This is a genomic window from Falsihalocynthiibacter sp. S25ZX9 (assembly GCF_041205405.1).
GTDB lineage: Bacteria > Pseudomonadota > Alphaproteobacteria > Rhodobacterales > Rhodobacteraceae > Falsihalocynthiibacter > Falsihalocynthiibacter arcticus.
The window spans coordinates 81,429-93,955 of sequence record NZ_JBGFCD010000008.1 but is presented as its reverse complement, the minus strand read 5'-3'; the positions used below and the strand labels follow the sequence as shown (position 1 = coordinate 93,955).

The 12,527-nt window shown below is 53.0% G+C and carries 10 protein-coding genes; 6 read left to right on the top strand and 4 right to left on the bottom strand.

The features are described 5' to 3' along the window. The first annotated feature begins 11 nt into the window (after positions 1-11). The 6 genes from AB9F29_RS10735 to AB9F29_RS10710 all read left to right on the top strand — a co-directional run bounded on the left by AB9F29_RS10735 (position 12) and on the right by AB9F29_RS10710 (position 5,775). A complete protein-coding gene (locus AB9F29_RS10735; RefSeq protein WP_335585570.1) occupies positions 12-1,196 on the top strand; it encodes an ABC transporter substrate-binding protein in 1,185 nt (394 codons plus the stop codon). Between the two features lie 95 nt (positions 1,197-1,291). Continuing rightward, a complete protein-coding gene (locus tag AB9F29_RS10730) occupies positions 1,292-2,077 on the top strand; it encodes an ABC transporter ATP-binding protein (RefSeq protein ID WP_039003413.1) in 786 nt (261 codons plus the stop codon). Beyond that, a complete protein-coding gene (locus AB9F29_RS10725) occupies positions 2,074-2,787 on the top strand; it encodes an ABC transporter ATP-binding protein (RefSeq protein WP_039003414.1) in 714 nt (237 codons plus the stop codon). Before AB9F29_RS10730 ends, AB9F29_RS10725 begins: the two co-directional genes overlap by 4 nt. Position 2,788: 1 nt before the next feature. Continuing rightward, entirely contained in the window at positions 2,789-3,799 is a 1,011-nt protein-coding gene (locus tag AB9F29_RS10720) for a branched-chain amino acid ABC transporter permease (RefSeq protein ID WP_369755683.1), read from the top strand. Then, positions 3,796-5,097 carry a branched-chain amino acid ABC transporter permease gene (locus tag AB9F29_RS10715; protein WP_039003416.1) on the top strand — a complete coding sequence of 434 codons (1,302 nt, stop codon included), beginning with the start codon at positions 3,796-3,798 and terminating at the stop codon, positions 5,095-5,097. Before AB9F29_RS10720 ends, AB9F29_RS10715 begins: the two co-directional genes overlap by 4 nt. Before the next feature lie 84 nt (positions 5,098-5,181). After that, a complete protein-coding gene (locus tag AB9F29_RS10710; RefSeq protein WP_369755682.1) occupies positions 5,182-5,775 on the top strand; it encodes an NTP transferase domain-containing protein in 594 nt (197 codons plus the stop codon). 85 nt (positions 5,776-5,860) lie between these two features. On the opposite strand, the gene AB9F29_RS10705 is transcribed toward AB9F29_RS10710, so the two are convergent. From AB9F29_RS10705 to AB9F29_RS10690, 4 genes are all read right to left on the bottom strand, one after another. Further along, positions 5,861-6,595: a Hint domain-containing protein gene (locus AB9F29_RS10705; RefSeq protein WP_369755681.1), complete on the bottom strand. Its 735-nt coding sequence runs from the start codon at positions 6,593-6,595 to the stop codon at positions 5,861-5,863. A gap of 922 nt (positions 6,596-7,517) precedes the next feature. Then, complete coding sequence (locus AB9F29_RS10700) at positions 7,518-8,543, bottom strand: ATP-binding cassette domain-containing protein (RefSeq protein WP_369755680.1); 1,026 nt, start codon at positions 8,541-8,543, stop codon at positions 7,518-7,520. Beyond that, positions 8,540-9,973, bottom strand: coding sequence for a molybdate ABC transporter permease subunit (modB, locus tag AB9F29_RS10695; protein WP_369755679.1), 1,434 nt, complete (start codon positions 9,971-9,973; stop codon positions 8,540-8,542). Before modB ends, AB9F29_RS10700 begins: the two co-directional genes overlap by 4 nt. A gap of 104 nt (positions 9,974-10,077) precedes the next feature. Next, a complete protein-coding gene (locus AB9F29_RS10690; RefSeq protein ID WP_369755678.1) occupies positions 10,078-12,474 on the bottom strand; it encodes a glycoside hydrolase family 2 protein in 2,397 nt (798 codons plus the stop codon). Between the last annotated feature and the right edge of the window lie 53 nt (positions 12,475-12,527).

Genomic DNA, 12,527 nt, shown 5'->3' with positions numbered 1-12,527 from the left:
GGGAGAATAAAATGAAAAAACTACTGATGGCGACAACCGCTGCTGTACTCGTAGGTGCTGGTGCATCTGCTGAAGAAATTAAACTCGGCGTGTTCCTTGGTTTCACAGGTCCAATCGAATCCATGGTTGCAGAGATGGGCCCCGCGGCCGAACTTGCAATCAAAGAAGTTTCAGACTCCGGTCTCTTGCTTGATGGCACAACCGTTATTGGCGTGCGCGGCGACACGACTTGTATCGACGCTGGCGCGGCCACGGCTGCTGCAGAACGTTTGATCACAAGTGAAGGCGTAAAAGCTCTCATCGGTGGTGACTGTTCTGGTGTAACCGGCGCGGCTCTTGCCAACGTTGCGGTTCCAAACGGGATCGTTATGGTTTCCCCTTCCGCGACATCCCCTGGCTTGTCCACAGCTGAAGACAACGGTCTTTTCTTCCGCACGTCGCCTTCTGACGCGCGCCAAGGCGTTGTAATGACAAACGTTATTATGGATCGCGGCATTAACGAAGTTGCGGTGACCTATACCAACAATGACTATGGTAAAGGTCTTGCGGATGCGTTCGCAGCGGCCTTTGAAGAAGCTGGCGGCACAGTAACAATCAACACAGCCCACGAAGATGGCAAAGCTGACTATTCTGCTGAGGTTGGTGCTTTGGCATCGGCTGGCGGTGCGGCGCTTGTGATTGCGGGTTATGTTGACCAAGGCGGTTCCGGCATCATCCAAGCTGCCATGGACACAGGCGCGTTCGACACATTCGTCTTCCCTGACGGCATGGTTTCGGACACGTTGATCAAAAACTTTGGCTCCAAAATCAACGGCTCTTTCGGTCAACACCCAGGCACAGACAGCCCAGGTGCAGCAGTTATGCAGGAACTTGGCGCGGCAAACGGCTTTGACGGCACTGGCGCTTTTGCTGGCGAAAGCTATGACGCGGCAGCTTTGATCTTGTTGGCGATGCAATCTGCGGGCTCCACGGAATCTGCTGATTTCAAAGACCACATCTTGACTGTTGCCAATGCTCCAGGCGAAAAAATCTATCCTGGTGAATTGGGCAAAGCATTGGAAATTCTCGCTGCTGGCGGCGAAATTGACTATGTGGGTGCCTCCGCTGTTGAACTCATCGGACCAGGCGAAAGCGCTGGTAACTACCGTGAGATCGAGATCAAAGACGGCGCGATCACAACTGCAAAATACCGTTAATCACGTCTAGAAACTTTGAACAGCTCGGATTTATTTCCGAGCTGTTTCAACATGATGCCGCCCATTCTTAAGGTGCGACACAGATGGGGATATATATGATTGAGGTGAAAGATCTGCGCAAGCAGTTCGGGGGCTTTCATGCTGTTGACGGTGCAAGTCTGTCGATAAACGAAGGGTCGATCACGGGGCTCATTGGACCAAACGGCGCCGGAAAAACAACGCTTTTCAATGTGATAGCGGGCGTTCTTCCACCAACATCCGGCCAAGTGACCATGGGTGGCGAAGACATAACCGGGCTACCGCCGCACGAATTATTCGAAAAAGGCCTGCTGCGAACCTTCCAGATCGCGCATGAATTCTCGTCGATGACCGTCCGAGAAAACCTAATGATGGTTCCGGGCGCACAATCGGGCGAAAGCCTTTGGAACACATGGTTCCATCGCGGCCAGATAGCACTAGAGGAAGCGGCCACCCTTAAGAAGGCCGACGAAGTCCTTGAATTCCTTACAATTGATCATTTGAAAAACGAAAAAGCGGGCAACCTCTCTGGCGGTCAAAAGAAGCTCCTTGAGCTGGGTCGCACGATGATGGTTGACGCGAAAATCGTGTTTCTCGACGAAGTGGGCGCGGGTGTGAACCGCACGCTCCTCAATACCATTGGCGATGCGATCATCCGCCTCAACAAAGAGCGCGGCTATACCTTTGTGGTTATTGAGCACGACATGGATTTCATCGCGCGTCTTTGTGAGCCGGTGATCTGTATGGCCGAGGGCAAGGTTTTGGCGCAGGGCACGTTGGACGAGATAAAAGCCAACGAGCATGTGATCGAAGCCTACCTCGGGACGGGCCTTAAAAATAAGACTGTGGGGGCCAAAAAATGAGTGAACCATACTTAAATGCCGCTGGAATGACGGGCGGGTACGGCACGGGTGCCGACATTCTGCATGACTGTACGTTGACCGTAAATAAGGGCGAAATCGTTGTGATTGTGGGGCCAAATGGCGCTGGAAAATCCACCGCGATGAAGGCCGTTTTCGGGATGCTCAATATTCACACGGGCTCTGTTACCCTTGACGGGCAGGACATTACAAGTATGTCACCGCAAGCGCGGGTCAGCATTGGTATGGGGTTTGTGCCGCAAACACAGAACGTTTTCACCTCAATGACCGTTGAGGAAAACCTCGAAATGGGCGCGTTTATTCGCCACGATGACTTTCGCGAGACAATGGAACAGGTCTATGAGTTGTTCCCCATTCTGCGTGATAAACGCAATCAATCGGCCGGTGAACTTTCGGGTGGGCAACGCCAACAGGTGGCTGTTGGACGCGCATTGATGACGAAACCCAAGCTTTTGATGCTCGATGAGCCAACTGCGGGTGTGTCACCGATTGTGATGGACGAGCTGTTTGATCGCATCATTGAGGTTGCCAGAACGGGCATTTCCATCCTGATGGTGGAACAGAATGCGCGCCAAGCTCTTGAAATCGCGGACAAAGGATATGTCCTCGTGCAAGGCCGCAATCGCTTCACCGACACGGGACAGGCGCTGCTTGCTGATCCTGAAGTCCGCAAATCATTCTTGGGGGGCTGATATGGATATTCTAAACGCACTCGTCGCGCTGGCAAATTATGTCTTGGTGCCAGCCGTTGCCTATGGCAGTCAACTTGCGCTTGGCGCTCTTGGGGTGACCCTCATTTACGGTATTCTGCGCTTCTCAAACTTCGCCCATGGCGACACGATGGCCTTCGGGACCATGGCGACCATCCTGTTTACGTGGTGGTTTCAATCGATGGGGATTAGTTTTGGCCCCCTGCCAACGGCGCTCCTCGCCCTGCCCTTTGGTATCGCAGTCTCGGCCCTGTTCTTGTTGGGAACGGATCGCGTGGTCTATAGGTTTTATCGCAAACAAAAGGCCGCGCCGGTGATCCTTGTGATTGTGTCGCTCGGGGTGATGTTTGTGATGAATGGTGTCGTGCGCTTTATCATTGGCACCGATGATCAACGCTTCGCCGATGGTGCACGTTTTATCATTTCTGCGGGCGATTTCAAAGAGATGACGGGCCTTGAAGAGGGATTGGCGATCAGAGTATCCCAAGGGATAACCTTGGTCACCGCCATCATCGTTGTGGCTTTGTTATTCTATTTCCTCAACAAAACGCGCACCGGAAAATCCATGCGTGCCTTTAGTGACAACGAAGACCTCGCGCTTTTGTCTGGGATCAATCCAGAACGGGTGGTGATGGTGACATGGATCATCGTGGCCGCCCTCGCAACGATCGCGGGTGTGCTCTATGGTCTTGATAAGTCCTTCAAACCTTTCACTTATTTCCAACTCCTCTTGCCAATTTTCGCCAGTGCGATTGTCGGCGGACTTGGTAATCCGATTGGGGCCATCGCGGGCGGTTTTGTCATCGCGTTTTCGGAAGTGACAGTGACCTATGCCTTTAAAAAGGTGCTCGGGCATCTTCTTCCGGACAGTCTTGCGCCGGATGGATTGGTGCAACTTCTCTCAACCGATTACAAATTTGCCGTCAGCTTTGTGATCCTCATCATAGTCCTCCTGTTTCGTCCAACGGGTCTGTTTAAAGGGAAATCGGTATGAAACATTCCATGCGTGCCCCCGCCCTCACCGTTGTTGTTGCGATTTTAATCATCGGGACAGGATTTTTCCAAAGCTGGAACTCCGCGCTTGGCATTCTCAATATGGGGATCATTTCGGCGATTATGGCACTTGGGGTGAACCTGCAATGGGGGTTTGCCGGCCTGTTTAACGTCGGGATTATGGGGTTTGTGGCCCTCGGCGGATTGGCCACGGTGCTGATCGCAACCCCTGCGACCAAAGACGCATGGCAAGCGGGCGGCATTGGTATTATCGCCGCCCTTATCCTCGGTGCGATGACGATTATCGCCACCATTTACGCCAACAAAAACCTTCCCAAGGGGAAATACCGCATCTTGGGTGTCTCTTCGATCCTCGTCATCGGGTTCTTTGTGTTTCGGGCTGTTTTCGATCCTGCAGTCTCCTCAATTGAGGCGATCAACCCCGCGGTGACGGGCAATATCGGTGGGTTAAACTTGCCTGTGTTGCTGGCTTGGCCTGCGGGTGGTGTTCTGGCGGCCGGTGTTGCTTGGCTGATCGGGAAAACCGCACTTGGGTTGCGCTCCGACTATCTTGCGATTGCCACTTTGGGGATTGCGGAAATTGTCATCGCGGTAATGAAAAACGAAGACTGGCTGGCGCGGGGCGTGAAAAACGTCATCGGTATTCCACGGCCCGTGGCCTATGAAGTGGACCTGCAGGTCAACGCGGGTTTCATCGAAGGCGCTGCCAAGTTGGGCCTCGATCCGGTCACGGCATCAACGCTTTATGTGAAGCTCAGCTATAGTATCCTGTTCACAGCCGTCCTTGTTTTACTGCTTGTTTTGGCGCAATTGGCGCTTCATTCGCCATGGGGTCGCATGATGCGGTCTATCCGTGACAATGAGGTCGCCGCCGAAGCAATGGGCAAGAATGTTACCAAACGGCATCTGCAAATCTTCGTGCTTGGCTCGGCCATTTGCGGCATTGCAGGCGCCATGATGGTGACGTTGGACTCGCAATTGACGCCCAGTTCCTACCAACCCTTGCGCTTCACCTTTCTGATTTGGGTGATGGTGATTGTAGGTGGGTCGGGCAACAATTATGGCGCTGTTTTGGGCGGTTTCTTGATTTGGTTTCTTTGGGTTCAAGTGGAACCTGCGGGCAACTTCATCATGGAGACGATCACGTCGGGCATGTCCGATGGCGACCTAAAATCACATCTCATCGCCAGTGCGGCCCATATGCGCTTGATGACGATGGGGATTGTCCTCCTGTTGGTCCTCAGGTTTAGCCCGCGTGGTTTGGTTCCCGAAACCTAGACCACAGCAAAATGAACAAGAAACAAGCCCGAAGCCCCGTGTTTCGGGCTTGTTGATTTTGAAGCGCTACGACAAGGTTGCCGCATGAATAATTTTGCCATTCTCATTCCCGCCGCCGGTTCGTCTACCCGTATGAAGGGGCGCGATAAGCTCCTTGAGGACGTTGGCGGCGAGCCCCTTTTGCGCCGCGTGGTCAAACGAGCGATTGCAACGGGCGCGCAGGTTTTTGTGACGCTTCCTGTTGGATCGCCCCGCCTTGAGGTGCTTGCCGATCTTGCCGTGACCACTGTTTTGGTTGCCGATCCTGAAACGGGAATGTCCGCAAGCTTTCGCGCGATTGCGCCGAAACTCGCGAAATCGATCAAAGCCCTGCTGGTCGCCCTGCCCGACATGCCCGACATCACGGGTCAAGACATGGCGCTCTTGTTGTCAGCTTTCGCAATGTTTCCCGACACGCCGATTTTGCGCGCGGCAACGCCAGACGGCACGGCAGGCCATCCTGTGGTTTTGCCACAATGGACCTTCAAGGACTTGCCGAAGCTTCAAGGCGATACGGGGCCACGCGACATTCTGAAAAAACACGCCGATAAAGTCGCGCTCATCCCGCTTACAGATGATCGCGCGATTTTGGACCTCGATACCCCTGCGGATTGGGCGAAATGGCGCGCCCGCGCCTAAAGCAAAACCCGCCCTGATTTCTCAGAGCGGGTTAAGGCTGCATAAACTTTGGGTCGCCTCAGTCTGGCAGGACCGAGGCGGGCACTCAGCGCACGAGCAGTTGCGCCTCATGTTTCACAAGTGTTTTACGGGCTGACGGGTACGCGTCAAGGCCTTCTGATGTTTTTAATTCAGGAAAAATCTCAAGAATTTCCGTGCGTTGCGCATTGCCGATGCCTTCCAAGGATTTATCCCCTGGTTGGAAACTTTCTGTCCATGCGCCATTGCCCAAGACAACTTCGTGGTTGTCGAACATGAAGTGGATATAGGTCATTCCAGCAGTTGCGACCGCCGTAATCCCCTTGTTGTTTACAATGTGTTTTGCCGAGGCAAGCACTTCGCGTTCTTCAAAGTATAGCGCCGTTTGGTCATTGGCGACCAGCATCCGGTGATTGGGCGAAACCAGCATATCACGCTCTGGAAGGCCGTTGCCCATCGCGCCCGCGCGGATCAAAACAGGTCGCAAATGCACGTTGTTTGTTAGGGCACGTTCATCGAGATATTTCTTCCCGAACCAACGGATTTCTTGAATGCCATTGTCGCGCGTAATCACCTTGTCTCCCACAACAAGGTCCTCAACCAAACGCTCCCCACGAGGCGTTGCGATGACCGTCCCAGGCGTGAAACACGGAACAACTTCGTCCATGTTTGTAAATTCAACCGTCCCAATGGAATTCCCAAAACGGTCAAAGGTTTCGACCGAGCCGGAGGCTTCAGATTGCGTTTGTGGCGTTAAAATAGTTGAATCTTGTTGGTCGAATGTAAGCAGTTTACTCGGCATGATCTTCTCCTATGAACGCTCTGTAAGGGGCCGCAGCAGCCTGGCTCCAGAGTGTTCGGCAGTTTCCTTTGGGTTCGCTCCAGACACCGGATAGATCTTCGTCCCCACGATGATCCCGGGCTGGCACCCTGCCCATTCGACAACAGATTGATATCTATACGAAAAAACCAAACGCGCGAGAGTACCGCGGGGTTTTACCTTAACCACGCCATATGCGTTAAAATGGTTCATCAAAAATCCAAACGTCGAAAAAAGACATCCCTCAGAGAAGCGACATCACGTCCTACGGCGGAACCCAAATAAACGTTCACAATGAGGGGGAGCATGCATAAATCGTCCTGCCAAATCATGGCAGCCACAGCGCGCAAACGCTCTTCAACGATTTTCGTAGATGTAAGACACACCCCGACAGCACTAAAACACCCCTACGCACCGCGTAGTTTATGTGCGTCCACCCCCGTAGACTAGTAGATATCGCCCCCCAGTTGGGCATCTTCTTTCTAGCCAATTGATTGCTTCAAACAAAGGGAAAAATGTCCGAAATGTGGCAACAATTTGTTAACGATAATTTCGATTTGATTAGGAAATAGCCTGAATAGGAAAGTCAGCCCGCTCATTGTCTCAGAAAATTCTTGTGGATTCGCAAAGTATCTCTGCTGCGGTCATAAAAATTAAATATATATTTCAACAGATTGCGTTGGTTTATTCATGTGTGAAGGGTGCCACTCATCACCTTGGTCGTTTTACTACGGCGTGAAAGAAAGCCCCTAAAATTTGAAAGATTGCTACTTCTAGGGCTGCCACAATCTTGGCCGTATTTCCTCGGCTTTGTTCACGGAATGCTACCAATACAAGCATTTGGGTAAGATAGTACCGAATATAGGCGCTCCGACCCCAGTTCGAGAGCCGAATCGCATAGGAATTATGTCCGGTTGAATACAGCAATGAGGCGAAAGTATAGGATTGACCTAGTCGATTGATTTTCCACGGGTACGTGCGCAGTTAAATGCGGAAGATCTACACGGCTTCCTCCGCATGTTATGCTCCCATCGCGCCCCACAATCGCTGGAATTTTGACGAAGCCTTTGGGGGCGATAACGTCCTCCCCCGCGAGGAACGATTGGCCCGTACTCCCCTGTAATGTGATCGGCGTGTCCCACGTAAATTGTGGGAGGGACACGGTCTTGGGCAAGGTAATCGTCTCGCCGCCCACCATGATTTTCCCACCCTGAGAAGAGTCTCTTTGCCATGTGGCCGAAATTTGTGGACCAGCAGCTTTTGGCGCATTTGTGGTGAAGTTCCGCGAGCTGTCCTGAGTATTTTGGGACGTTCCAGACGGTAAGATTTCAATGTATTGCGCACATAGATGGCCGACGTCATCGGCGTCGTGGGACACAAATACCGCAGGTATATTTGCTAAATCAATAGCCCGCGCAAGCACTGGTAAAATGCGGGATTTTTGAGCTGGATCAAGGCCAGTTAGGGGTTCATCGAGCAGTAAAATACGGGGCGCTTGTGCCAAGGCGCGTGCGAGGGCGGCGCGACGTGCTTCGCCGCCCGAAAGCTTATTTGGTAGGCGATCAAGGATGTCAGACAGTTCCAATGCAGCGATCAAATCAGCCGCGAGGGGGGATGTGCCTCCCCATTTAGCCGCGAGATCAAGGTTTTCTTGGATTGTAAGATGCGCAAATAAGCGCATGTCCTGAAACACCATGCCCACTCGGCGCTGTGAAGCTGGTACGGGCTTGCGCATGCCATCAAACCAAGTTTCAGAACCACATTGCACCCGCCCACTAGATGGTGTCTCAAGGCCCGCAATCACCCGCAGAAGGCTGGTTTTTCCACTACCACTTGGTCCCACAAGGCCTGTAATTCCTTGGTTTTGAAGGGAAATATCGGCATTCAAGTGGTAAGCCTTTCGGTCTATCGATATTTTTAGATCAATCATGAATTTCCCCCAGCAATTCCGGAGCGGGCCGCACGACCGTTGAGGCTGTAAATCAGGAAAAGCGCAAGGAAAGAAAACACGAGTAATCCCCCAGCAAGCACATGGGCCGCACGATAATCGAGGACTTCAACGCGGTTGAAAATCTCGATGGAAATGACCCGTGTTTTGCCCGGAAGGTTGCCTCCAACCATCAAAACTACCCCGAATTCCCCGATTGTATGCGCAAAGCTCAGAACCGTGGCCGTTAGCACACCGCGCCGTGATAGGGGCAATATCACACGCAGAAACAGGGACATACGCGAGGCCCCCATGGTTTGCGCCGCCTCAATCGTGCCGCGTCCGATAGCTTGAAATCCCGTGTGAAGCGGTTGCACAGCGAAGGGCAGCGAATATAAAACAGAAGCCACCAACAAGCCCGCAAAAGAGAAGGTCAACGTGTCGCCTGTCAGTGTGATCCAAAGCCGCCCAATGGGGGTCGTCGGCGCGAACATAACCAACAAATAAAAGCCCAAAACCGTGGGAGGAACGACGAGTGGCAAGGCGGTAATTGTCTCGACCACGGGCCGCATCCGCGACTGCGTGATCGTGAGCCACCATGCGATCGGAATACCAATTGCCAGTAAAATCAGTGTGGTCGCGCTGGCAAGAAGGAGAGACAGGCGAATGGAAGGCCACAGGGTAACGGACGAATGCTCAACGGGTTCAATATAGGTTTCCTCGCCGTTTGGGGCTAAATACCCCAAATCCGGCAGTGCAGTTCGAACGGAGTCAGATTGCATATAAGCAAAAAGCGCAATCGCAGCGGGGGTTTGCGACAGAAGGACCATGTCCTGCGTCAGTCTAATATCCCTTACAATTTCAGTCGTAAAACGGGCATTTGGGAAGTGTTGCGACGCAGCAAGAAAGCCGATGTCGATGTTGCCCGAGTGCAAATAACTCGCCACATTCGCTACGTTTTGCCCATTCACAATATTCAACGCAGCGGGCTCAAATCCGAGGGTCTTGAGTGTCCGAAGGGCTGCTGCGCCATAGGGAGCGGTCGCGGGATCTGCGATGCCAATCCGCGCTTCGGCAAGCGGCGGTGCATTGACCCGTGAAACGATGGTTAATTGACCCTGAGCGTAGGACGCGCGCTCATAAGCTGGGTTACCCGCTACCAGCGCCCTTGGTCGATCCTGATCCGCCGCAAGAAACAGGTCAAATGGCGCACCCTGTTGAATTTGCGCGAATATTTTCCCTGTTGAGCCTGTGGCTGTCTCGACTTTATGCCCTGATTTGGCCTCAAAATCTTGGGCTATCACCTCGAATGCGCTGGCGAAATTGGAGGCAACTGCAACGGTGATTTTATCGGCAAGGGCACTGGGGGCAAACATCAAAAGCGCCAGTTGAATGCCAATTATTTTGCTGAACCACCGTGTCAAACTCAGCACGCCGCCCCTCCTTTTAGGTTGCGTTGCATTTGACGTGGATGGCCCTCGGGATGCAAGCGTATTAGCAAAATATTCGTTCGGCTAGCCCGTTTTACCCGCGCGTTCTAGCCATATGTCGCGCTGTGCAAATCCTTGACGGTGAAAATGGGCACTTCTCCCGAAGTTTTAGGGATAAACTGAATTTTGGCAGGGGTTTTGGGCGTTATCGTCATGACATTTTGGCTAAACCGTCCGGCAATACTGGCTTCAAGCGCGACATAAAGCGCTAGCGACGAGGATGTTACCAAAATCTCGTACCCCTCCTCATTTGGGACAACCTCAAGCTTCAAATCCGCCGTCACAAGATCGTAGGACTTATACGGACGCAACATAAAGTGGTCATTGGCCTTTGTGCCGTCTGACCCCGTCCAGTTATATGTCAAAATCTCATCTACAGCCAATTCACTGGCCGCGATTTCAGCCAGAGATTTTGCCACGTCTGGGCTGACTTCAGCGTCGACCTCCACCAGAATACGAGACGATCCATCTGGTTTTGTCGCGGCTATTTTGAAAGCAATATCAACGGGTTCACGGAGGTCATTCACAGCTTTAAGCACAAGAATCTCGCTCTCAGGCACGATCGTCACAAACACGGGTTGAAAGAATTCCCCGATCATATAGTGCGGCAGTTTCCAGCTGCCGCCATAGTTAAGAGAGGCCCAGCTGGCGACAGGCCATGTGTCATTGAGCTGCCAAATGAGCGCGCCCATACAATGCGGTTTGAGGCTGCGCCAATAGGAAACGGCAGTTTTGAGGGCCAAGCCATGCTGGATTTGCGACAGATAGACAAAATCCTCAAACCCCGTCGGGAAACGGAAATATCGGAACATGGTTTCCGCAATCCGCGCATTCCCGCCATGGTTTTTCTGATGGCTTTCGAGGGTTGGCGCGGCGATATTACGGTCGTTTTCAGTGGTAAAACTGCGGATCACGTCCATTGAGGCATAGGATTGGAAGCCAAATTCGGAACAGAACCGGGGTTTGATATCGCGGTAATGCTCAAAATCCTTGCCTTCGTGCCAAACCGACCAAAAATGCATGTCGCCCGCCGTGTCGTCGTGCCACGCGTCGCCAAAATTCATAGGCCCTGCAGAGGGGCTGGAGGCCCACCAGTTTGCCTCCGGCACAACCGCGCGCAATGCGCGTTCGATTTGCGTATTCAGGCGGTCGTAGGCCACCAGATAAAGGTCGCGATTTTCCTTTGATTCCTCGTACCATGTAAGCGCCCCGACGAGCTCGTTATCGCCACACCAAAGGGCCAGTGACGCGTGGTGATTAAGCCGTGTGACCGTTTCGCGCACTTCGCAATCCACCTCGGCCAAGAAGGCTGCATCGGCGGGGTAAAGGTTGCAGGCAAACATGAAGTCCTGCCATACCATCAGTCCCATTTCGTCGCAGAAATCATAGAACCAATCCGGCTCATAACGCCCGCCGCCCCATACGCGGATCATGTTCATGTTGGCGTCGACGGCGGATTGCAAAAGATCGCGCACGCCCGCCTGTGTGATCCGCCCAGAGAGTGCGTCGGCAGGGATCCAATTGGCACCTTTTGCATAGGTGTCCACGCCATTCACGCGGAATTTAAAGCCGACGCCGACCGCATCTTTTTGCGCCAGAAATGCCATGTCCCGTAAGCCAATGCGTCGGGTTTGCGTAGTGTCCCCGAGGGTCACATCCAGATCGTGCAATGCTTGCGCGCCCATACCAACGGGCCACCAAAGCGCGGGCGATACGAGGGTAATCGCGGCCTCAAGAACGCCGTCTCGCGCCGCAACTACGCCTGTGATGCTCTGGCCGCAGAGCGCGATTTCAAATGGAATATCGCGTGTTTCGCAGTTCTCAAATGGCGCTCGCACCGTGACGGTCACATTCTGCCCGTCGTGAGCCTGATCGACAATCACACCGGTGATCCGCGTCTGGCTCTGAGGGCAGAGTTCGATGTCGCCGATCACCCCGAATGGCGCGAGGGCAATGTTCCAATCCCAGCCAAAATCGCACTGGGCTTTGCGGATCATATTGCCATGCGGAATGGGGCAATTCATGTGCAAATACGGCACGGGATAGGGATGCTCAGCGTAGCGTTTTGCCGCTTCTATGGTGTTTGAATGGAAGTACAGCTCAATGGTGTTTTCGCCCACATGCGCAACTTCAGACAGGTCAACGCGATAGGTTCGAAATACGTTTTGCGCGCTCAAAACCTTTGTGCCATTGATCAAAATATCGACGATGGTGTCCGGCCCCGTCAGGACCAAATCGCAATCGGTCGCCGTAAGGGTAAAGCTACGGGTGGCGCGCCAATCTCGGTCTGCAATCCACCTCAGATCGTGCTCATTGCGACCAAAATAAGGGTCGGGAATTTCTCCAGCGGCGAAAAGGGCTGATATTCCATCGCCTGGAAGAATCATTTCAACACGATAATCGCCCTGAGCATCCTCAAGCGCCCAAACCCCATTTAACATCATCGCAATTTCCTCCCACTGACTTGTTGAAGGCACTATGGCGGCAATGCAATCGA

What these genes read in the sequence shown, in the direction of transcription:
- AB9F29_RS10735 (WP_335585570.1), top strand. Translation starts at nt 12, where the DNA reads ATGAAAAAACTACTGATGGCGACAACCGCTGCTGTACTCGTAGGTGCT.
- AB9F29_RS10730 (WP_039003413.1), top strand. Translation starts at nt 1,292, where the DNA reads ATGATTGAGGTGAAAGATCTGCGCAAGCAGTTCGGGGGCTTTCATGCT.
- AB9F29_RS10725 (WP_039003414.1), top strand. Translation starts at nt 2,074, where the DNA reads ATGAGTGAACCATACTTAAATGCCGCTGGAATGACGGGCGGGTACGGC.
- AB9F29_RS10720 (WP_369755683.1), top strand. Translation starts at nt 2,789, where the DNA reads ATGGATATTCTAAACGCACTCGTCGCGCTGGCAAATTATGTCTTGGTG.
- AB9F29_RS10715 (WP_039003416.1), top strand. Translation starts at nt 3,796, where the DNA reads ATGAAACATTCCATGCGTGCCCCCGCCCTCACCGTTGTTGTTGCGATT.
- AB9F29_RS10710 (WP_369755682.1), top strand. Translation starts at nt 5,182, where the DNA reads ATGAATAATTTTGCCATTCTCATTCCCGCCGCCGGTTCGTCTACCCGT.
- AB9F29_RS10705 (WP_369755681.1), bottom strand. Translation starts at nt 6,595, where the DNA reads ATGCCGAGTAAACTGCTTACATTCGACCAACAAGATTCAACTATTTTA.
- AB9F29_RS10700 (WP_369755680.1), bottom strand. Translation starts at nt 8,543, where the DNA reads ATGATTGATCTAAAAATATCGATAGACCGAAAGGCTTACCACTTGAAT.
- AB9F29_RS10690 (WP_369755678.1), bottom strand. Translation starts at nt 12,474, where the DNA reads ATGATGTTAAATGGGGTTTGGGCGCTTGAGGATGCTCAGGGCGATTAT.